The organism is Nocardioides zeicaulis, assembly GCF_042432345.1.
GTDB classification, from domain to species: domain Bacteria; phylum Actinomycetota; class Actinomycetes; order Propionibacteriales; family Nocardioidaceae; genus Nocardioides; species Nocardioides zeicaulis.
The window spans coordinates 577,950-597,379 of sequence record NZ_JBHLXH010000002.1 but is presented as its reverse complement, the minus strand read 5'-3'; the positions used below and the strand labels follow the sequence as shown (position 1 = coordinate 597,379).

The 19,430-nt window shown below is 74.6% G+C and carries 24 protein-coding genes; 14 read left to right on the top strand and 10 right to left on the bottom strand.

The window, feature by feature from the left end; genetic code table 11:
* Window positions 1-18: 18 nt before the first annotated feature.
* Entirely contained in the window at window positions 19-441 is a 423-nt protein-coding gene (locus ACFFJG_RS17490; RefSeq protein ID WP_378520057.1) for a hypothetical protein, read from the bottom strand.
* A 167-nt stretch (window positions 442-608) separates the two neighbouring features.
* On the opposite strand from ACFFJG_RS17490, the gene ACFFJG_RS17485 reads away from it, so the two are divergent.
* Entirely contained in the window at window positions 609-1,319 is a 711-nt protein-coding gene (locus ACFFJG_RS17485; protein ID WP_378520056.1) for a hypothetical protein, read from the top strand.
* A gap of 11 nt (window positions 1,320-1,330) precedes the next feature.
* Here ACFFJG_RS17485 and ACFFJG_RS17480 read toward each other — a convergent pair whose 3' ends face one another.
* Window positions 1,331-1,822: a GNAT family N-acetyltransferase gene (locus tag ACFFJG_RS17480; RefSeq protein WP_378520055.1), complete on the bottom strand. Its 492-nt coding sequence runs from the start codon at window positions 1,820-1,822 to the stop codon at window positions 1,331-1,333.
* The gene (locus tag ACFFJG_RS17475; protein WP_378520054.1) at window positions 1,819-2,571 is read right to left on the bottom strand and encodes an SDR family NAD(P)-dependent oxidoreductase; all 753 of its coding nucleotides are present in this window, start codon (window positions 2,569-2,571) and stop codon (window positions 1,819-1,821) included. Before ACFFJG_RS17475 ends, ACFFJG_RS17480 begins: the two co-directional genes overlap by 4 nt.
* A gap of 60 nt (window positions 2,572-2,631) precedes the next feature.
* Between ACFFJG_RS17475 and ACFFJG_RS17470 the strand changes: the two genes are divergently transcribed.
* The gene (locus ACFFJG_RS17470; protein WP_378520053.1) at window positions 2,632-3,468 is read left to right on the top strand and encodes a ParA family protein; all 837 of its coding nucleotides are present in this window, start codon (window positions 2,632-2,634) and stop codon (window positions 3,466-3,468) included.
* Between the two features lie 87 nt (window positions 3,469-3,555).
* On the opposite strand, the gene ACFFJG_RS17465 is transcribed toward ACFFJG_RS17470, so the two are convergent.
* Window positions 3,556-5,043, bottom strand: coding sequence for a DEAD/DEAH box helicase (locus ACFFJG_RS17465; RefSeq protein ID WP_378520052.1), 1,488 nt, complete (start codon window positions 5,041-5,043; stop codon window positions 3,556-3,558).
* Between the two features lie 105 nt (window positions 5,044-5,148).
* On the opposite strand from ACFFJG_RS17465, the gene ACFFJG_RS17460 reads away from it, so the two are divergent.
* On the top strand, window positions 5,149-5,838 hold the full coding sequence (locus tag ACFFJG_RS17460) for a ferritin-like fold-containing protein (RefSeq protein WP_378520051.1): 690 nt from the start codon (window positions 5,149-5,151) through the stop codon (window positions 5,836-5,838).
* 36 nt (window positions 5,839-5,874) lie between these two features.
* On the opposite strand, the gene ACFFJG_RS17455 is transcribed toward ACFFJG_RS17460, so the two are convergent.
* The 3 genes from ACFFJG_RS17455 to ACFFJG_RS17445 all read right to left on the bottom strand — a co-directional run bounded on the left by ACFFJG_RS17455 (window position 5,875) and on the right by ACFFJG_RS17445 (window position 7,121).
* Window positions 5,875-6,198 (bottom strand): GlsB/YeaQ/YmgE family stress response membrane protein, encoded by a 324-nt coding sequence (locus ACFFJG_RS17455; RefSeq protein ID WP_378520050.1) that lies wholly within the window; start codon window positions 6,196-6,198, stop codon window positions 5,875-5,877.
* Between the two features lie 37 nt (window positions 6,199-6,235).
* Entirely contained in the window at window positions 6,236-6,454 is a 219-nt protein-coding gene (locus ACFFJG_RS17450) for a DUF3107 domain-containing protein (protein WP_378520049.1), read from the bottom strand.
* Between the two features lie 79 nt (window positions 6,455-6,533).
* Window positions 6,534-7,121 (bottom strand): TetR/AcrR family transcriptional regulator, encoded by a 588-nt coding sequence (locus tag ACFFJG_RS17445; protein WP_378520354.1) that lies wholly within the window; start codon window positions 7,119-7,121, stop codon window positions 6,534-6,536.
* Between the two features lie 215 nt (window positions 7,122-7,336).
* Between ACFFJG_RS17445 and moeZ the strand changes: the two genes are divergently transcribed.
* Genes moeZ through ACFFJG_RS17405 form a run of 8 tightly spaced genes read left to right on the top strand, consistent with a single transcriptional unit; the run spans window position 7,337 to window position 13,659 of the window.
* The gene (moeZ, locus tag ACFFJG_RS17440) at window positions 7,337-8,542 is read left to right on the top strand and encodes an adenylyltransferase/sulfurtransferase MoeZ (protein WP_378520048.1); all 1,206 of its coding nucleotides are present in this window, start codon (window positions 7,337-7,339) and stop codon (window positions 8,540-8,542) included.
* A 60-nt stretch (window positions 8,543-8,602) separates the two neighbouring features.
* Window positions 8,603-9,427 carry a DUF4129 domain-containing protein gene (locus tag ACFFJG_RS17435; protein ID WP_378520047.1) on the top strand — a complete coding sequence of 275 codons (825 nt, stop codon included), beginning with the start codon at window positions 8,603-8,605 and terminating at the stop codon, window positions 9,425-9,427.
* Complete coding sequence (locus ACFFJG_RS17430) at window positions 9,424-9,873, top strand: GreA/GreB family elongation factor (protein WP_378520046.1); 450 nt, start codon at window positions 9,424-9,426, stop codon at window positions 9,871-9,873. Before ACFFJG_RS17435 ends, ACFFJG_RS17430 begins: the two co-directional genes overlap by 4 nt.
* Window positions 9,866-10,855 (top strand): AAA family ATPase, encoded by a 990-nt coding sequence (locus ACFFJG_RS17425; RefSeq protein WP_378520045.1) that lies wholly within the window; start codon window positions 9,866-9,868, stop codon window positions 10,853-10,855. The genes ACFFJG_RS17430 and ACFFJG_RS17425 overlap by 8 nt, the downstream gene beginning before the upstream one ends.
* The gene (locus ACFFJG_RS17420; protein ID WP_378520044.1) at window positions 10,852-12,126 is read left to right on the top strand and encodes a DUF58 domain-containing protein; all 1,275 of its coding nucleotides are present in this window, start codon (window positions 10,852-10,854) and stop codon (window positions 12,124-12,126) included. The genes ACFFJG_RS17425 and ACFFJG_RS17420 overlap by 4 nt, the downstream gene beginning before the upstream one ends.
* On the top strand, window positions 12,123-12,614 hold the full coding sequence (locus ACFFJG_RS17415) for a hypothetical protein (RefSeq protein WP_378520043.1): 492 nt from the start codon (window positions 12,123-12,125) through the stop codon (window positions 12,612-12,614). Before ACFFJG_RS17420 ends, ACFFJG_RS17415 begins: the two co-directional genes overlap by 4 nt.
* Window positions 12,611-12,952 (top strand): MGMT family protein, encoded by a 342-nt coding sequence (locus tag ACFFJG_RS17410; protein ID WP_378520042.1) that lies wholly within the window; start codon window positions 12,611-12,613, stop codon window positions 12,950-12,952. The genes ACFFJG_RS17415 and ACFFJG_RS17410 overlap by 4 nt, the downstream gene beginning before the upstream one ends.
* A 32-nt stretch (window positions 12,953-12,984) precedes the next feature.
* Window positions 12,985-13,659 (top strand): lysophospholipid acyltransferase family protein, encoded by a 675-nt coding sequence (locus ACFFJG_RS17405; RefSeq protein WP_378520041.1) that lies wholly within the window; start codon window positions 12,985-12,987, stop codon window positions 13,657-13,659.
* Here the strand turns inward: ACFFJG_RS17405 and ACFFJG_RS17400 are convergent.
* The 3 genes from ACFFJG_RS17400 to ACFFJG_RS17390 are packed head-to-tail and all read right to left on the bottom strand — an operon-like array spanning window position 13,656 to window position 17,351.
* A complete protein-coding gene (locus ACFFJG_RS17400; protein WP_378520040.1) occupies window positions 13,656-15,062 on the bottom strand; it encodes a YlbE family protein in 1,407 nt (468 codons plus the stop codon). The genes ACFFJG_RS17405 and ACFFJG_RS17400 overlap by 4 nt on opposite strands.
* Window positions 15,062-16,567 carry an AllF/FdrA family protein gene (locus ACFFJG_RS17395; RefSeq protein WP_378520039.1) on the bottom strand — a complete coding sequence of 502 codons (1,506 nt, stop codon included), beginning with the start codon at window positions 16,565-16,567 and terminating at the stop codon, window positions 15,062-15,064. Before ACFFJG_RS17395 ends, ACFFJG_RS17400 begins: the two co-directional genes overlap by 1 nt.
* Window positions 16,568-16,592: 25 nt before the next feature.
* Window positions 16,593-17,351, bottom strand: a complete 759-nt coding sequence (locus ACFFJG_RS17390) for an oxamate carbamoyltransferase subunit AllH family protein (RefSeq protein WP_378520353.1) — start codon at window positions 17,349-17,351, stop codon at window positions 16,593-16,595.
* 80 nt (window positions 17,352-17,431) lie between these two features.
* Between ACFFJG_RS17390 and ACFFJG_RS17385 the strand changes: the two genes are divergently transcribed.
* The 3 genes from ACFFJG_RS17385 (at window position 17,432) to ACFFJG_RS17375 (ending at window position 19,429) form a co-directional block, all read left to right on the top strand.
* Window positions 17,432-18,688, top strand: a complete 1,257-nt coding sequence (locus tag ACFFJG_RS17385; protein WP_378520038.1) for a PucR family transcriptional regulator — start codon at window positions 17,432-17,434, stop codon at window positions 18,686-18,688.
* A gap of 15 nt (window positions 18,689-18,703) precedes the next feature.
* On the top strand, window positions 18,704-19,177 hold the full coding sequence (locus ACFFJG_RS17380) for a hypothetical protein (RefSeq protein ID WP_378520037.1): 474 nt from the start codon (window positions 18,704-18,706) through the stop codon (window positions 19,175-19,177).
* Between the two features lie 72 nt (window positions 19,178-19,249).
* Entirely contained in the window at window positions 19,250-19,429 is a 180-nt protein-coding gene (locus ACFFJG_RS17375) for a hypothetical protein (protein ID WP_378520036.1), read from the top strand.
* Window position 19,430: the final 1 nt, after the last annotated feature.

Below are 19,430 nucleotides of genomic sequence, written 5' to 3'. Positions count from 1 at the left end.
CTCGACCGCCAGGCCCCTTCAGTCGCCCTCGTCGTCCCTGAGGAAGGCCAGGTGCGGCCTGCGGAGGTAGGTGCTGAGCGGGCAGAGGTAGGCGAACGCGCCGGGCAGCACCGCCGCGGGCAGGGCTCGGTCCCCGCCGAACGTCTCGCGCCGGTAGCGGGAGTACAGATCGTTGACCCGCAGCCCCGGCTCGTCGCGCCACAGGGCGGGAGGCTGGTCACGGACCCAGGAGCACGCGCGGGCACCGCCGGCGAGGAGCTCGCGGCGGGTCGCGAAGGTGACGCCGGGGTCGTCCGGACCTCCGAAGTCGCCGTAGGTGTGCACGTAGCGCAGGTACGCCCGCTCGCTCGGGCGGTGCGTGACGACGACGGCGGTCGCCACGACGGCGACCACCAGGGCAGCAGCCACGCCGAGCGAGACCGTCATCCGCAGGATCCGCACGAGGTCAGCCTCGCGCGTCTCACGCCGCCCGCACGCGGATGCCGGCGCGCGTACCGAACATGCGGCACTCGGCCGAACGGCCGAGGAGAGCGGGCCTGCCGGACGAGGCGCCTGACGGCCCTGCTCGGGGAGCGTGGGGGTCCGACGCCGCCTGACCAGGAGACCCCATGAGCCCGACCGCCGCCAGTCCCGAGGTGCTCGCCAGCACGCACCGTCCGCGGAGCCCCGAGCGTGTCGTGGGCGCGACGGCGCTCGCCCTGGGGCTGTCGGTGGCGGTCCAGAACGTCGTCGTGATCGTGACGGGCTCGCCCTCCTACGCCTCGCCGATGTCGGAGGTCCTCGCCTTCCACACCGAGCACCGCGCCGTGGTCGCGGTCGCGGTCGGGCTGGAGGCACTCAACGTGCCGCTGCTCCTCGTGCTCGTCGTCGGCCTGCACGGCCTCGTCCTGCGTCGTGGAGGAGCGGGGGTGGAGGGGTCGCGTCTCGCACTGGTCGCCGGCTCCGTCACGGCCGCCGTCCTCGTGCTCTACGCCGTGCTGTGGGACGGCGTGGTCCTCGCCGCCGACGGGCTCCGCGCCCCGAGCCCGGTGCTCGAGATGGTCTGGCAGCTGCACGCGGCGGCCTTCGCCCTGGCGATGCCGGCCCTCGGCGCCACCCTGGCCGGTGCCGCGGTCGCCGCGCACGCCGCCGGGCTCGCGCCGTCGTGGCTGCGCCCGCTCGCCCTGGCCGGCGCCGCGCTGCTCGTGCTGGCCGGCACGGCCAGCCTCGCGATCGCGGACGGCTCACCGCTCCTGCTCGTCGGGATGCCCGGCTACGCCGTCTGGCTGGTGTGGCTGCTGGCGACCGGCGTGCGCCTGGTGCGAGCACCGTCACGCTGAGCCGGGGACCGTCAGGAGCGGCGCACCATCCGGCGCTCGAGCCCGACGTCCTCGGGCTTGGTCACGCCATCGAGGACGAACCCGTGGCGCTCGTAGAAGCCGGTGGCGCGCACGTTGCCGTCGAGGACCCAGAGGTAGGCGTCGGAGTCGCCGATCGCAGCCGTCAGGAGCGCGTGCCCGACACCGGTGCCGTAGACCGACGCGCGGACGTAGAGCGCCATCAGCTCCAGCGGCGGCAGGCCCTCGGCCGGGTCGTCGCGCCCGGGACCGGTGCTGGAGAAGCCGACCAGCGCGCCGTCGGCGGACCAGGCGAGCAGGGTGTCGCTCGACCCGCGGGCGATGATGCCCGCCCAGCCCGCCTCGCGCTCGTCGCGGCGGGCGCGGCGCTCGACCAGGACGGACTCCGGCACGAGGCCGGCGTAGGCCTCCTCCCAGACGTCGAGGTGGAGGTCGGCGAGCGCCCCGGCGTCCTCGACCCGCGGTGGGGCGAGGCGCACCGTCACCGGCGGCCCATGCCCTGGGTGAGCCGCAGCACCCGGTTCGGGATCGCGCGGGTGAGCGCGATGATGGTCTTGTACTGCGCGCCCGGGATCGAGTACGCCCGGCCCTTCTCGAAGTCCTCCAGCGACCGGCGGACCAGGAACTCCGGCTCGAGCCACATGAAGCCGTCGCCGCGCCTGACCTGCATCCGCTCGTGGAACTCGGTCTTGGTGAAGCCGGGGCACAGCGCCATCACCTTCACCCCTCGCGAGCCGTACTCCAGGTGGGCCCACTCGCTGAAGCTGTTGACCCACGCCTTCGCCGCGGAGTAGGAGCCGCGGGGGAGGAAGGCGGCCACGCTGGAGACGTTGATGATGCCGCCGTGGCCGCGCTCGGCCATCGCGCCGAGGGCGGCGTGGCTCAGCCGCAGCACGGCCGTCACCAGCACCTCGAGCATCCGCGTCTCGTCGTCGGCCGAGTTGTCGAGGAAGCGCTGCTTGAGCCCGAAGCCGGCGTTGTTGACCAGCAGGTCGACGGGGTGGACGCGGTCGGCGAGCCGGGCCTCGACGGTGGCGAGCTGGTCGCGGTCGGTCAGGTCGGCGACCAGGACCTCGACGTCGACCTGGTGGGCACGGCGCAGGTCCTCGGCGACCGTCTCGAGCCGCGCGGCGTCGCGCGCGACCAGGACGAGGTCGTCGCCGCGGGCGGCGAGCTGGTGGGCGTACTCGAGGCCGATGCCGGCGGTCGCGCCGGTGACGAGGGAGGTGCTCATGCCTCCAGCATTTCAGGACACCGGGGCCGGGTGCGACCCGGTCCGGCACAATGGCTGACGATGAGCACGAAGAAGCCCGTGACGCTGGCCGTCGCCAACCAGAAGGGCGGCGTCGCCAAGACGACGTCCGTCGCCTCCATCGGCGCCGCGCTGGCCGAGCTCGGCCACCGGGTGCTGCTGGTCGACCTCGACCCGCAGGCGTGCCTGACCTTCTCGCTGGGCATCGACCCCGAGGACGTCGAGGTCTCGGTGCACCACGTCCTCACCCAGGGCGTGGACCCCCTCGAGGTCGTCATCGAGACCGAGGACGGCGTGGACCTGCTGCCCGCCACGATCGAGCTCGCCCGCGCCGAGGCCGACCTGCTCACCCGCACCGGGCGCGAGCACGTCGTCAAGGGCGCGATCGAGCAGCTCGCCGAGGACCTCGCCGACTCCGAGGAGGGTCCCCACGACTGGGTCCTGCTCGACTGCCCGCCGTCGCTGGGGGTGCTGACCGTCGCCGCGCTCACCGCCGCCGACGGCGTGCTGGTGCCGCTGCAGTGCGAGACGCTGTCACACCGCGGCGTGGGCCAGCTGCTCGACACCGTCCACGACGTACGCCGCTTCACCAACCGCGGCCTGGAGGTGTGGGGCGTGCTCCCGACGCTCTACGACGGCCGCACCAACCACGCCCGCACGGTGCTCGAGACGATCAGCGAGACCTACGGGCTCGAGGTCGTCGAGCCGCCGATCCCGAAGACGATCAAGTTCGCCGAGGCGCCCGCCGCGGGCCGCTCGATCCTGGCCACCAGCCGCAGCAACAAGGGCGCCCAGGCCTACCGGGAGGTGGCGGCCAACCTCGTCGAGCGCGCCGCACGCCCCAAGGCCCGCACCCCGAAGAAAACGGCCAAGAAGTAACCACGGACGCAGCGAGGCCCCCACGCCGGAGCGTGGGGGCCTCGTGCTGCGTGGTGAGCCGCGCGGGTGCGGGTCAGTCGGTGCGGGTCAGTCGGTGCTGCCGGCGGCGAGGGCGCCGCCGGCCGGCTGTCCGCCGCGGGTGCGGCGACGGCTGCGGTTGCGGCGGCGCGGGGCGTCGCCCGACGTCTCGCCGGAGGAGGCAGCCTGGCCGCCGCCCTGACCGCCCTGGCCGCCCTGGCCGCCCTGACCGCCGGAGCGGCGGCGGTCGCGCGAGCCGTCCCGCGAGCCCTCGCGCGGTGCGCGCTCCTTCTTCTCCACCGGGGCGGGGTCGACGACGCGACCCTTGGTGCCCTCGGGGATCCCCTGGTCGTGGAAGAGGTGCGGGGAGGTGGAGTAGGTCTCCTGGGGCGAGTCGAACGGCAGGTCGAGCGCCTTGTTGATCATCTTCCAGCGGTGCAGGTCGGCCCAGTCCACGAAGGTGATCGCGGTGCCCGAGGCGCCGGCGCGGCCGGTGCGGCCGATGCGGTGCACGTAGGTCTTGTCGTCCTCGGGGCAGGTGTAGTTGACCACGTGGGACACCCCGCGCACGTCGATGCCGCGGGCGGCGACGTCGGTGCAGACGAGGACCTGGATCTTGTCCTCGCGGAACTTCGCGAGCGCCTTCTCACGCGCGACCTGGGCCATGTCGCCGTGGAGGGGCGAGGCCTTGAAGCCGCGCTCCTCGAGGTCCTCGGCGACGCGCTGGGCCTGCCGCTTGGTGCGGGTGAAGACGATCATCTTGTCGGCGTCCTCGGCCTGGAGGACCTTGCCGATGATCTCGGTCTTGTCGAGGTCGTGGGCCTGGTAGATGAACTGCGCGGTGGCCGGGACGGTCGCGTTCTCGTAGGACGACTCGGCGCGGATGTTCATCGGGTGGCGCATGTGGACGCGGGCCAGCGAGACGATCGCGGCGGGCATCGTGGCCGAGAACAGCATCGTCTGGCGGGTCTCGGGCGTCTTGGAGATGAGGGTGATGACGTCGGGCAGGAAGCCGAGGTCGAGCATCTCGTCGGCCTCGTCGAGGACGAGCGCGTGCACGTGCGACAGGTCGAGCGAGCGGCGGTTGGCCAGGTCGATGAGGCGACCGGGGGTGCCGACGACGATGTCGACGCCCGACTCGAGGGCCTCGAGCTGCGGCTCGTAGCCGACGCCGCCGTAGACGGTGAGGACGCGCAGGCCCATGTCCTTGCTGGCCAGCGACAGGTCGCTGGAGACCTGGAGCGCGAGCTCGCGGGTCGGGGCGACGATGAGGGCCTGCGGCTTGCCCTGCGGCATGTCGGCGTAGGCCGGGTCGGTCGGGGCGACCGAGCGCTGCAGCACCGGGATGCCGAAGGCCAGGGTCTTGCCGGTGCCCGTGCGGGCCTGACCGATCAGGTCGGTGCCCATCAGGGCGACCGAGAGGGTCATCTCCTGGATGGCGAAGGGGGTGGTGATGCCGGCGCGCTCCAGCGCGTCGCAGATCTCGGGCAGCACGCCCAGGTCGCGGAAGGTGGTGGTCACGGTGTCGCTTTCGGAAGAGTCGGTTGTCCCACGCATGCGGTCGGGCACTCCGGAAAGGCACGTCGACCGCGCACATACAGGCGGCCACCGGCGGGTGCGTCGGCGGCTCGGTCACGTCGATGCTATCGCTAGGCTGCGCGCATGAGCGCATCGGCCGAGGACGCATCGTCCGACGAGGACTACCGCCTGGCCGCCGTCGACCTGCTGGGGGCGATCGCCTACGGCGAGCTCTCGGCGTTCGAGCGGCTCGTCGAGGACGCCAAGCTCGCGCCCGGCATCGACGACAAGATCGCGATCGGCGCGATGGCGACCGCCGAGTTCGGCCACCTCCAGAAGCTGGTGCACCGCCTCGAGGAGCTCGGCGCCGACCCCGCGGAGGCGATGCAGGTCTTCCGGCAGAGCTTCGACAGCTTCCACGCCCACACCGCGCCCTCGGACTACTACGAGGGCCTGATCAAGGCCTACGTCGGCGACGGCCTCGCCGCCGACTTCTACCGCGAGATCGCGGCCTACCTCGACGCCGACACCCGCGAGGTCATCATCGCCTCGCTGGAGGACTCCGGGCAGACCGCCTTCATCGTCGAGCGGGTCCGCGCGGGCATCGCGGAGGACCACCGCCTCGGTGGCCGGCTCGCGCTGTGGGGTCGACGCCTCATGGGCGAGGCGCTCACCCAGGCCCAGCGCGTCGCCGGTGACCGCGACTCGCTGACCGCGCTGCTCGCCGGAGGGGTGGACCGACCCGGGCTCGACCTCGCGGCCCTCGGGCGGATGTTCACCCGCCTCACCGAGCTGCACGCCGACCGGATGGCGCAGCTCGGCCTCGAGCCCTGATCCCGGCCGGCTCGGTCGGGCCGGTCCGGCGCCGGCTCAGGCGTCGCGACCGGCGCGGTCACGGCGACCGGTGACGGTCGCCGCGACGACGACCAGCACCGCCGCGACGCCGACCTGCCAGGCGTGACGCCACCAGTCGGGACCCCTGCTGGTGTCGTTCATGTCGCCACCCGGGTTGTCGGGTGCGACACCGAAGACGAGGTAGTACAGCCAGCTGCCGACGAACGCGCCGAGGACGCCGCACACGACGGTCAGCCACAGCGGGATGTTGTCGCGCGAGCCCGGCGCGACCGCCTTGCCGAGGAAGCCGATGACGAAGCCGACCAGCAGCGTCACCACGACGGTCCAGATCAGGCCCACGGCAGGTGCCCGGTCGAGGTCGGGAGGCAGGTGGTGGTCAGCGGAAGCCGACCGTGCTGGTGTTGGGCGAGCCGATCTCGAGGTAGGCCACGGAGGCTGCCGGGACGACCACGGAGCGACCCTTGGTGTCGGTCAGGCGCAGCACGCCGTTGCCGGCCAGGGCCTCGGTGAGGCGGGCCTCGACGTCCTCGGGCGTGATGTCGGTGTCGAGCACCAGCTCGCGCTGGGCGTTCTGCACGCCGATCTTGACCTCCACGGTGATGCTCCTTGCTCGTCGTCCTGCTGGGGTGGTTCTCGGGGGTGGTGCGGGTGCTGCTGGTACCGATCGTGCCGGGTCAGTGGTCGTCGGTCATCGGGTACCCCCGGATGCCGCGCCACGCCAGGCCCGCCACGAGCGAGGCGGCGTCGTCCTGGGTGATCTCGCCACCGCCCGCGAGCCAGAACCGCGCGGACACCTGCGCCATTCCCACCAGCGAGACCGCGAGCAGCTCCGACGGCTCGTCGGGCAGGCCGGTGTCGGTGCGGATGACGTCGGCGATCATCGAGGCGCACTCGACGGTGACGCGGTCGACGCGGGCGCGGACCTCGGGCTCGCTGGTGAGGTCGGACTCGAAGACCAGGCGGAAGGCGCCCTCCTCGGAGGCGACGTAGCTGTAGAAGACCTTCATCGTCGCCGCGACGCGGTCGCGGTTGTCGGTGGTCGAGGCCAGGGCGGCGCGGCAGTTGTCGATGATCGTGTCGCACGAGGCGTCGAGCAGCGCGACGTAGAGGTCGAGCTTGCCGGGGAAGTGCTGGTAGAGCACGGGCTTGGAGACCCCGGCGCGGTCGGCGATGTCGTCCATCGCGGCGGCGTGGTAGCCCTGCGCGACGAAGACCTCCAGGGCCGACTCGAGCAGCTGGGCGCGGCGCTCGCGTCGCGGCATGCGGCCGCCGCGGGGTCGCGGGGAGCCTGTGTCGAGCGGGCCTGCAGTCACGTCGTACTCCTGGGTAGTGCGGTCGGGCCGAGCCTAACCGTCGCGGCCTCCGCGCCTGAGTCCGCATCGCGGGACGCCGTCCGGCGTGTCACCACCGCGCGGGGACCATGGCAGGGAACAGGAGTGGGGGCAGCGCTGTTGCACCCACACCCGAGCCCAAGGAGATGTCCGTGCAGTTCCCCGCACTCGTCGAGCCGGCCGCCGAGCTGACCACCGACGAGGTCCGTCGCTACAGCCGCCACCTCATCATCCCCGACGTGGGCATGACGGGGCAGAAGCGGCTGAAGAACGCCAAGGTGCTCGTCATCGGCGCCGGTGGCCTCGGCTCGCCCGCGCTGCTCTACCTCGCCGCCGCCGGCGTGGGCACGATCGGCATCGCCGAGTTCGACGAGGTCGACGAGTCGAACCTCCAGCGCCAGATCATCCACGGCATGTCCGACATCGGCCGGCCCAAGGCGCTCTCGGCGAAGGAGTCCATCGCCGAGGTCAACCCCTATGTCGAGGTCGTCGTGCACGGCGAGCGGCTCGACAACGACAACGTCATGGGCGTGTTCGAGGGCTACGACCTGATCGTCGACGGCACCGACAACTTCGCGACGCGCTACATGGTCAACGACGCCGCGTACTTCCTCGGGATCCCCTACGTCTGGGGCTCGATCTACCGCTTCGACGGCCAGGCGTCGGTCTTCGCGCCGTCGCTGTCCGACGAGGCGCCGTGCTACCGCTGCCTCTACCCCGAGCCCCCGCCGCCGGGCATGGTCCCCAGCTGCGCCGAGGGCGGCGTGCTCGGCGTCCTGTGCGCCAGCATCGGCTCGATCCAGGTCAACGAGGCGATCAAGCTGCTCACCGGCATCGGCGACCCGGCCATCGGCAAGCTCGTCATCTACGACGCCCTCGAGCTGGAGTGGCGCAAGCTCAAGGTGCGCAAGGACCCGAGCTGCGCGCTGTGCGGCGAGAACGCCACCGTCACCGGCCTGATCGACTACGACGCCTTCTGCGGAGCGGTCTCCGACGAGGCGGCCGAGGCCGCCGCCGGCTCGACGATCTCGGTCACCCAGCTCGAGCACATGCTCAAGGAGCGCGACAACGGCGAGCGCGACTTCACGCTGATCGACGTCCGCGAGCCCAACGAGTACGAGATCAACCGGATCCCGGGCTCGGTGCTGATCCCGAAGGGCGAGTTCCTCAACGGCAACGCGCTGGGCGACCTGCCCTCCGACAAGCCGATCGTCCTGCACTGCAAGTCGGGCGTGCGCTCGGCCGAGGTGCTCGCGGTGCTCAAGGGCGCCGGCTTCAACGACGCCGTCCACGTGGGCGGCGGCGTGGTGGCCTGGGTCAGCCAGATCGACCCGAGCCAGCCGGCCTACTGACCACCGACCGACCCCGATCGCCCCTCGCACGGCGCGGACCCTTCGCCTAGGGTTCGCGCCATGCGTGCGTTCGGGGAGCCCACGGCGGGCGTGCGCGCCGCGCTGGCGGTGGCTGCCACGAGCGTCTTCGTCGTGCTCGTCGCGTGGGCGACGCTCATCGGGCCCGACCGGGCCTTCACCGGCCCCGGGCCGCGGCCGGCGACGCTGACCACGCCCGTCACCTCGTGCATCCCGCTGCCGGTGCGGACCGCCGCCGACGGCACGGTCGCCGCGGTCGTGCCCGACGACGCCGCCCAGCGGGACTACTGCGACCCGCCGGACACCTCGCTGGAGGACGCCCGGGACATCGTCACGCAGAGCGACGTGCCGCTGTGGGCCAAGGTCCTGGTGTGGACGATGGAGGCGCTCCTGCTGCTCGCGCTGCTGGCCGGCGTGGCCTGGGCGCTGCTGCGGCTGCGCGAGGTCGTGCGCCGGCGCCTCGACCGGGAGCCGGAGCCCGACGAGCCCGACTTCGACGTCCTCGACGAGCCGGCCCGGCTGGCGGCGGCGATCGTGGCCGACGCGACCGAGCAGGACGCAGTGCTGCACGACGGCGAGCCGCGCAACGCGATCGTGGCGGCGTGGGCGCGCTTCGAGGTGCAGGGAGGGCGCGCCGGCACCCCTCGCCGCGACTGGGAGACGTCCTCGGAGTACGCCCTGCGCGTGCTCGACCTCGTCGAGGCCGACGCGGGAGCCGTCCAGCGGCTCGCGACGCTCTACCGCGAGGCCCGCTTCTCCGAGCACCCGATCACCGAGGACCACCGCGACGCTGCGCTGGCCGCGCTCGCCGACGTCCGGCGGAGCCTGGCGCTACGGGCGCGCGCCGGCTCCGAGGTCGACCCGTGAGGCGGCTCGCGGGATGGGTGCGGGTCTCCGCGCGGTGGCGCAACCGGCTGCTCGGTGGCGCGGTGCTGTCGCTCCTCGGGTTCGGCGCGGCGGTGCTGCTCGACTTCGAGCCGCAGCCGGTGCCGTACGCCCTGTGGTCGCTGATCGCGCTGGCCTCGGCCTGGCTCCTCGTCGACACCATCGACGTGCCGGTGACCGCCTGGCGCAGCAGCCTCGGCCCGCGCGCCGACCGCTCCGACGAGGCGAGCAGCGACCTGCGCGTCCTCACTGGCCACCAGCAGGCACGCCAGCCCAGCGAGGCGCTGCGCGAGCGTCTCGTCGCGCTGGCCCGCGCCCGCGACCCCGACCTCGCCGACGCGCTGCGCGACGAGCTCGACCCCGTCCGCCGGCTCTCGCCGGCGGAGATCGACCGCATCCTGACCCGAATCGAGGACTCCCGTGACTGAAGCCGCCGCCACCCCGACCGACGTGGCGCCCTTCGCCGAGCAGGTGCTCGACGAGGTCGGGCGTGCCGTGGTGGGCAAGCGCGAGTCGCTCGCCCTGGTGCTGGCCGCGGTGCTGGCCAAGGGGCACGTGCTGCTCGAGGACTTCCCGGGGCTCGGCAAGACCCTCGCCGCGCGCTCGTTCGCCTCCGCCCTCGGCCTGGAGTTCTCCCGCGCGCAGTTCACCCCCGACCTGCTCCCGGCCGACCTCACCGGCTCCTACGTCTACGACCAGCGGCGCGCCGAGTTCGACTTCCGCCCGGGCCCGGTGTTCGCGGGGCTCCTGCTGGCCGACGAGATCAACCGCACGCCCCCCAAGACGCAGGCCGCGCTGCTGGAGGCGATGCAGGAGGGACAGGTCACCGTCGAGGGCCAGACCCACCGCCTGCCCAGCCCCTTCCACGTCCTCGCCACCGCCAACCCGGTCGAGTACGAGGGCACCTACCCGCTGCCCGAGGCCCAGCTCGACCGCTTCCTGATGCGGGTCGGCTTCGGCTACCCCACGGCGGACGAGGAGTACGACGTCGTGCGGCGCCGCGTCGAGCGCCGACGCGAGGAGGTCGACGTGGCGCAGGTGACCGACTCGGCCGGGCTGGCCGCGATGCAGGCCGCGGTGGAGCAGGTGGGCGTCGACGAGTCGGTCGGGCGCTACTGCGTGGAGCTCGTCGCGGCCACGCGCCGCCACCCCGACGTGCTCACCGGCGCCTCGCCGCGGGGCAGCCTCGGCCTCGTGCTGACCGCTCGCGCGTGGGCGGCGCTGCGGGGTCGCGACTACGTCGTGCCGGAGGACGTCAAGGTGGTCGCCCGGGCGGTGCTCGCCCACCGCATCACCGTCAAGCCCGACCTGTGGATGACGCAGGCGTCGGGCGCGCGCGTGGTCGACGCCGTGCTCACCTCCGTGGAGGCTCCGCGCACCCTGGAGCACCGGGCGGGGTCGCCCGCGTGACCACCTGGCGGCCCACCGCGGGGCTGGTCCGGGCCTGCCTGCTCGGGCTCGGCGGCACCGCGGGCGGGGTGCTCCTGGGCCAGCAGGTGCTGGTCGTGCTCGCCGCGCCGTTCGTGCTGCTGGCGGCGATGGGGCTGCTGCACCGGCCGCGGCGTGTCCCTGAGGTCCGGGCGCGCCTGGACCACCTGCGGCTCCACGAGGGCCAGGGCACCACCTCACGGCTCGTGGTCGACGACACCGACGGCGTCGAGCACGTGGTGCGTGTCGCCGGCCGGGCGCCGCACGTCGCGGCCCGCCCCGCGCACGGCGCGGTCGGGTCGCTCGTGGCCGACGGCCTGCCCGTGCTGGAGGTCAGCCCGCGCCGGTGGGGGCGCCGTGCCCTGGGGGCCGAGCGGGTCGCGCTCACGGGCGCGTGGGGCGGGTGGCGCCTCGGCCCGGTCGACCTGCCCGAGCAGGGGATGGTGGTGCTCCCGCAGGCGGCGCCGTACGACAGCCATGCCGAGGTGCCCCAGCCCGACGGCCTCGTCGGCCGGCACCGGTCGCGGCGCATCGGCAGCGGCACCGACTTCGAGGGCATCCGCCCCTTCACGACCGGCGACCGTCTCAAGCGGATCACCTGGCCGGTGTCGCTGCGCACCGGCGCGCTGCACGTGGTGACCACCCGCGCCGAGCAGGACGCCGGCGTGTGGCTGGTCGTCGACGCGCTGCGCGACATCGGGGTCTCCGGCGGCGTCGACGGCGCGGCCAGCTCGCTCGACCTCACCGTCCGCGCCGCCAGCGCGCTGGCCGACCACCACGTCCGCACCGGCGACCGGGTCGGGCTGCTGGTGCTGGCCTCCGACGCCGTGCGGGTGCCGCTCGGCGCAGGCCCGCGCCACCTCCAGCGGCTGCAGGGCACGCTCGCCCGGGTGCGCGCCGAGGTGCGCAGCACCCCGCCGGAGCGGCTCGACCTCGGCGCTGGCGCCGGGAGCGTGGTGCACGTGCTCTCGCCGATGCTCTTCACGCCCCTGGTGACCGCGACCGCGAGCCTGCTGCGCGGCGGCACCTCGGTCGTCGTCATCGACACCCTGGGGGAGCGGCCCGACGACGCCGACCCGCTCTCGCTGCCCGGTCTCGCCGCGCGGATGCAGAGGATCGAGCGCGACGACCGGCTGCGGATGCTGGCCGCCCTCGGGTGCCCGGTGGTCCCGTGGCACGGCCCGGGCACCCTCGACACGGTGCTCAGGCAGCTGGCCCGCCGGGCGCGGGTGCCGAAGGTGCGGGCCCGGTGACCGCGCCTCGCACCACCCTCGTCCTGCACGCGCTGCTACTGGTGCTGCCGTGCTCGGCGATGGCCCTGGCGCTGCCGGAGGTGCCGCACTGGTTCGTGCTGCTCGGCGTGGCGGTCTGCGGGGTGCTCTGGACGAGGGCCCCCGACCACCCCGCGGGCGTGGTGGCGCTGGTGCTGGTAGCCGGCTGGTGGAGCGCGCACGGCGTGCTCGACTGGCGGGTGCCGGTCGTCGCGGTGCTGCTGCTCGCGGCCCACGTCTGCGCGGTCGTGCTTGCCCACGGCCCCGCCTCCCTGCCCGTCGACCCGCACCTGGCGCGGCTGTGGGCCGGGCGCGGGCTGCTCGCCCTCGTGCCGGTGCCGGTGGCGTACGCCGCCCTGCGCGGCCTGTCAGCCGCCGCGGCACCCGGGTGGCTGTGGCTCACGGCCGCCGGCCTGACGGTCGTGGCGCTGCTCGCCGCCGCGCGGCTGACCCAGGCGGAGGTGTCGTGACGACCGAGGAGGAGCGCGAGCTCTACGTCGAGCTGGTGCTGCAGTGCGCGGAGTCCGTGCCGCGCGGGCGGGTCACCACCTACGGTGCGATCGCCGACGTCGTGGGCCGGCAGGTCGGCCGGGGCGGACCGCGGCTGGTCGGCAACGTGATGGCCACCCACGGCGCGGCGGTGGCGTGGTGGCGGGTGGTGCGCGCCGACGGCTCGCTGCCGCCCTCGCACGGCGAGGAGGCGCGCCAGGCCTACCTCGAGGAGGGCACGCCGCTGCGCGCGAGCGGTGCGGTCGAGCTGCGCTCGGCCTTCGTGGCGCCGACGCTCCGCGCGACGGACGCTCCCTGACCCCCGCCCGTGGGGAGTGGCAGGATCGGCGCATGCTCTACACGGTCGCGCACGGCGTCATCCCCCCGCTGGCCCGTGCCGTGTGGCGCCCACGCGTCGAGGGCCTGCACCACGTGCCGACCACGGGCCCGGTCATCGTGGCGAGCAACCACCTGTCGTTCTTCGACAGCGTCGTCATCCCGGTGGTCGTGCCGCGCAAGGTCGTCTTCCTCGCCAAGTCCGACTACTTCACCGGCACCGGGGTCAAGGGCGCGCTGTCGCGGGCGTGGTTCGAGGGGCTCGGCATGCTGCCGGTCGACCGCGACGACACCCGTGCGGCCATCGCCAGCCTCGACACCGCGCTCGACGTGCTCGGCCGGGGCGAGGCGTTCGGGATCTACCCCGAGGGCACCCGCTCGCGCGACGGCCGGCTCTACCGCGGCCGCACCGGCGTCGCCCACCTGGCCCTGACCTCCGGGGCACCGGTCGTCCCGGTCGGCCTCAGCGGCACCGAGGACATCCAGCCCGTCGGGACCAGCCGGCCGCGCCTGGGCCGCGTCGACGTGACCGTGCGGTTCGGCGAGCCGATCACGGTCGCCGGCGAGTACGACGACGTGCCCAGCGGCCGCGCGCGCCGCGAGCTGACCGACCGGATCATGGCGGCGATCGGCGCGCTGTCGGGGCAGGAGCCCGCGGGCGTCTACAACGAGCGGCCCGCGGGCGCCTAGCCGTTGGCCGCCCGGGCGGCGTCGGCGAGCGCGGCCAGCGCCTGCGGGAAGATCTCGGCTGGCGGGGTGACCAGCCCGGCGCCGACCTGGCCGACGCCGGCGACGGCGCCCGCCATGCCGGTGTTGATCTGGGGCAGGACGCCGGTGCGGCAGACCTTGCTGACGTCGATGCCGGTGGGCGTGCCCTGGAACTCCAGGACCGGCACGGACCAGCGCGGGTTCGCCGCGAGGGTGATCTCGTGCATCCGGCGGGTGGTGGCCAGCGCGTCGGGGACCGAGCCGCCGACGAGCCGGACGATCGCGGGCGCCGTGGCCATCGCGAAGCCGCCGATGCCGGCGGTCTCGGTGATGGCGGAGTCGCCGATGTCGGGGTTGGCGTCCTCGGGGCCGTAGTCGCCGAGGAACAGGCCCTCGGCGACCTGCGCCGGCCCGGTGAACCACTGGTCGCCGGTGCCGGAGACCTGGATGCCGAACTCGGTGCCGTTGCGCGCCATCGCCACCACCATCGTCGAGCCCGGGACGTCGCGAGCGGCATCGAGCGCGAGCTTGCAGGCGGGCATGGCGAGGTTGAGGAAGAAGTGGTCGTTGCCGCCGACGAAGCGCAGCACCTCGGCGACGTCCTTGCCCTCGAAGCCGCCCTTCTCCTGGCTGAGCACCATCGCGGGGGAGAGGTCGCGCAGCAGCATGAGGGTGCCGGCGCGGTTGCGGTTGTGCGCCTCGTCGCCCATCTGGAGCATCTGCGTGAGGATGCCGGTGACGTCGGTGGCCTCGGCGGTGCCGCGGACGGCCGCCTGGAGCAGCGGCCCCAGCACGTCGCCCATCCAGCGCAGGCGGGTGAGCACCTCGTCGCTGTAGGCGCCGTAGCGCAGCACCTTGCCGAGGCCCTCGTTGAGCGAGCAGTACGTCCGGCGCCCGGTGGCGCGGTCCTCCAGGACCCACATCCACATCGACGGCGTGACCACGCCGGCCATCGGGCCCACGGCGCTGCGGTGGTGGCACGGCTCGAGGCTGACGTTGCTCCCGGACTCGAAGAGCGCGACGGCGTCCTCCGGGTCGTCGACCAGGCCCTCGAGCGCGGCGCCGCCCATAAGGGCGCCCCGCAGCGGTCCGGACGCCTGCTCCCACGCGATCGGCGGACCGGCGTGCAGGAACTGTCCGCGCTCGAGGCCGAGCACCTCGGAGGCGGGTGCGACGTCGACGAGGTGGGCGGTGACCCCGAGCATCGCCTCGACGGCGCGGCGGTTGGCCTCGGGTCGGCGGGGGTCGGTGGCGACGGCGGCGAGGTCGGCCTCGGTGCCCGGCATCGGCGGGCGCCAGTCGACGCGCTCGACGTCGACGGCCTGGCCCTCGACCGCCTCGGCGAACATGTCGGCGCCGACGGTGACGACGGTGGGGGTGCTCATCAGGAGGCCTTCCCTTCCAGCTGGCTCAGCAGGTCGAGCGCACGGCGGGTGGCCGCGGCGTTGGACAGGTGCACCTCGGCGCCGGCGGCGACGAGGGCGTCGCGCTGGGCGTCGAGTCCCTGCGGGTCGAGGTCGGTGCCGACCAGGCTCACCACCACCGGGACCGGTCGGTCCGCGCGGGCGGCCGAGATCGCCGGGGCGAGCATCGCCGCCGGATCGGGCTCGGCGCCGTGGCCGAGCACCAGGTCGAGCAGGATCACGCCCGTCTGCGGGTCGGCGGCGGCGCGGGCCAGCTGCTCGTTGCGCAGGGTCGGGTCGATCATCGGGTGGGCGCGCCCCTGGGTGAGGGCGTCGTCGCCGAAGTCGATCATCGTGTGGCTGTCGGTCAGCAGGTCGCCGGGGTCGGTGGAGTCGAGGCCGAGGTCGTCGGACAGCGGGATGTTGCTGCGGACCGGGCCGAGCACCTCGGTGGCCATCAGCATCGACTCGTCGCAGAGGGTCCCGCCGACGAAGAGCCCGCGCAGCAGCGGGCCGGTGGCGGCGCCGGTGTTGTGCTCGCCGGCGACCGGCCAGGTGGGGGCGGCGTGTCCGAGCCGGGCGAGGACCGCCTCGGCGACCGTCGTCAGGTCGCGCTGGCCGCGGCCGAGCAGGCCCAGCTCGACGGGCGTGCCGAGCCCGCCGGCGTAGGTCGCGAGCGAGGCCGCGACCTCCGGCGCGGGGGGCTTGGAGACGACGACGACCAGGTCGACGTCGGCGTCGGCGTCGAGGCGGGCCAGCGCCCCGCGGGTGGACAGCCCGCCGACCGCGGCCGACAGGTCGCGGCCGCCCACGCCCAGCGCGTGGCGCACGCCGACCCCGTCGAGCTCGGCGCCCGCGTGGTGGAGCAGGGCGAGCAGCTGCTGGCAGCCGGTGCCGGAGGCGGCCACGATGCCGATGCGGCCCGGGCGCGTGGTGTTGGCGAAGCCGAGCCCGATGCCGTCGATCACGGCCGTGCCGCAGTCGGGCCCCATCACCAGGGCGCCACGCGAGGTGGCGTAGGTCTTGAGCGCCACCTCCTCGGCCACCGGGACGTTGTCGCTGAAGACCATCACGTCGTGGCCGGCCTCGACGGCGTCCATCGCCTCCACGGTGGCGCTCGCGCCCGGGACGGAGACGAGGGCGACGGCGCCGGAGCCGGTGCGCCGCAGCGCCGAGCCGGTCGTGCGCGGCGGCGCGACCTCGCTGGCGCCGGAGGCGGGTCGGGCGGGCACGAGCGCGGCGTCGACGGCGGCGAGCGCAGCCGCGACGTCGGCGTCGTCGTCGAGGCGCAGCGCGACGACCATGTCGTTGGGCGAGGAGTCCGGCACGTCGAAGCCCATGCCGGTGAGCACCTCGAGGTTGAGGCCGGTGGCCATCGCGACCTGCGCGGCCACCACGCCCGGCGCGGCCTGGACGGCCCGGCTGACCTGCAGCAGGGTGACGGAGTCGGCGTACGCGCCGCTCCTCAGCTCGACGTGGTCCTTCATCGGTGCTCCTTCGTGCTGCCCGGTCTCAGGCGGCGGTGGGGGTGTCGCGGTCGGTCAGGGAGGCGAGGGCGAGCGCGGCGCCTGCGAGCAGGCCGGCCCCGGAGGTCGCGCCCACGCCGAGCAGGGCGGCGGCCGTGGCGTCGGTAGGGGAGACGAGCCAGTCGGCGAGCTGCGGCAGCGCCTCGCCGTGCAGGGCGCAGTCGAGGAGCGTCGCGGACAGCAGCGTGGTGACGGCCCGGCGCTGCTTCACCGCGCCAGCGACGGCGACGTCGGGCCGGCCGGCCGCGACGCGGACGGCGAGCCAGCCGGCCAGCACGTCGTCGCCGAGCGGGGTGAGGCCGGGGCCGCGCCCGAGCAGCCGGTCGACGTGGGCCGGGGTGAGCCGGCCGCCCGCCGGGAGGTCGAGCCCGGCGGCGGCCACGACGTGCAGGGCCTCCTCGGGGCAGGGGCGAGGGACGGCCACCGACGGCAGTCGGGTGTCGACCACGCGGGAGACGCGCAGCGCCCGACCGGCGACCACGAGGCAGCCGTCGTCGACGCGGGCGGTGAGCGGGCCGGCGGACGGGAGGAGCGTGGTGAGGTCGTCCACCGTGGACCACATCGCGCACGGCACCCGGCTCGCGGTCGCGGACACCAGCCCGAGGCACCAGCCGCCGAGGTCGACGTAGACCGCGCTGGCGCTGGCGTGCACCACCGGCAGCGGGCCGTCGGCGGCGGCGGAGAGGCGGACCAGGACGCGGGAGGGCGCTGCCACCGGCAGGGGGGAGAGCGGCCCGGCGAACATCACCGTGCAGACGCTAACGGCTCGTGGCACACTCGCGAATGTGAGTTCCTGACAACGAAGGACGGCAAGTGGGCCAAGACTTGATAAGCGACCCCGAGGCGGTCGCCGCGCTCGAGCGGGCGGACGCGCTGCACACCGCGCTGACGCACATCGTGCTGGAGGGCGGCGACCTCGCCGCGATCGCGGAGGCGGTCGGCGACGCTCTGGGCTGCGGCGTGGCGTTCACCTCCACCGACGGGCGCGAGCGCGCGGCCCACCTCGACGAGGGCGACCGCGACGCGCTGGCCGCCGCCGGCCTGCTCGACCCCACCGGCCGGCTCCGCGTCGAGCGGATCGACCCCGACGGCACGGCCGTGGGCGGGGGGCAGGCGCTCGTGCGGCGGGTCGTCGCGGCGGGCGTCGACCTGGCGCGCCTGGTCGCGCTGCGCACCGACGGGACCATCCACGAGTCCGACGTCCACGCCCTCGAGCGGGCCGCGATCGTGGCGGCGCTGCTGGTGACGCGCGTCGAGGCGATCACGGCGGTCGAGAACAAGTACCAGGGCGACTTCCTCCGCGACGTGTTCCTGGGACGGGCCGGCGAGGAGGACTACGTCGCCGAGCACGCGCAGGCCTTCGGCTGGCACCTCGACCGTCCGGCCGTCGTGGTGGTCGCGGTGCTCGACCCCGAGGGCCTGGCCGCCCAGGGCGCGTCCGACGACCGACGCGCGTGGCACGACCGGTTCGCCCAGGCCTGGCGCCAGGTCGCGACCAGCGCCGACCCGACGATCGCCTCGGTCGCCTTCAGCCGCGAGGTCGTCACGCTCGTCCCGGTCGACCCGGAGGCCGGGCCCGCGGCGTGGCACGCGGCCGTCGACCGGATGATCGAGGGCGTGCGCGGCGATCGCGGCGGCGGCCGGATCGCGTTCTCCGCCGGCGTCAGCCGCGTCGCGCGCGACTCCTCCGAGCTCCCCGAGGCGTTCCGGCAGGCGCAGCGCTCGGTGGAGATCGGCCGCCGGGTGCACGGCGGCGGCTCGGTGACGCGCTTCGACCAGCTCGGCCTCCACCGGCTGCTGGCGCTGGTGCCCGACGGCGCCGAGCTCTCCGCGTTCGCGGCCGACGTCCTCGGCCCGCTCGCCGAGCGCACCCCCGAGGCCGGCGACCTGCGCGAGACCCTCCAGGTGCTGCTCGACACCAACTTCAACGTGGCCGAGGCCGCGCGGGCGCAGTTCTTCCACTACAACACGATGCGCTACCGCGTCGGCAAGCTGCAGCGGATCCTCGGCCCGGTCGCCACCGACCCCCACCTCCGCCTCGACGTCGCCGTCGCGCTGCGGGCGCTCGAGATCGTGGAGTGAGGGGTGGAGCGTCGCGTGCTCCACACGTCCGCGCGGCTGGGCGCAGGCGTCGCCCTCGCGTCGCTGCTCGCGGCGGTCGTCTCCACCGTCCCTGACCGCGACGGCGGGTCGCAGGGCGCCGAGGCGTCCCCGGCCAGCCCGGTCCCGCCGGTCATCGCCACGACCGAGCAGGCGAGCGCCTACCCACAGGCGCTGGTGGCAGGCCGGCTCACGCTCGTCGACGGCTGCCTGCTCATCGCGGGCCGACCGGTCTGGTGGCCCTTCGGTGCCACCTGGGACGCGGACGCGCGAGCGGTGGTGTTCACCGCCGAGCCGTTCGCCGACGCGCCGCCGGCGAAGGTGGGTGAGCGGTTCCGCGGTGGGGGCGGCTACTACTCCGCCACCACCGACTTCTCCACCTTCGACGACCCGCAGCTCGGGGCCGCGGTGGCAGCGTGCCTGGAGGCCACGGGCGCGCCGGAGGCGGTCTACGCCTACCCCGAGGAGTGACCTGCTCCCCAGTGCGGGGTACGCCGCTGCGCTGGACGGGTGCCCACGTTGCCGACCGGCGAGGGTGTGCGCATGGCGACCGGGACGAAGCTCGTGCTCGGCGCCTGCGCCGTGGTCGCCGCCGGCCAGCTCTGGCTCGCGGTCGACGACCCGTCCCGCGCCGGCGCCTGGCTCGGCCTGGTCGCGATGGGCTTCGTGGCCGGCGGTGCGCTGCTCGCCGAGCGCGACCGCCGGCGCCGCGACGGGCGGTAGG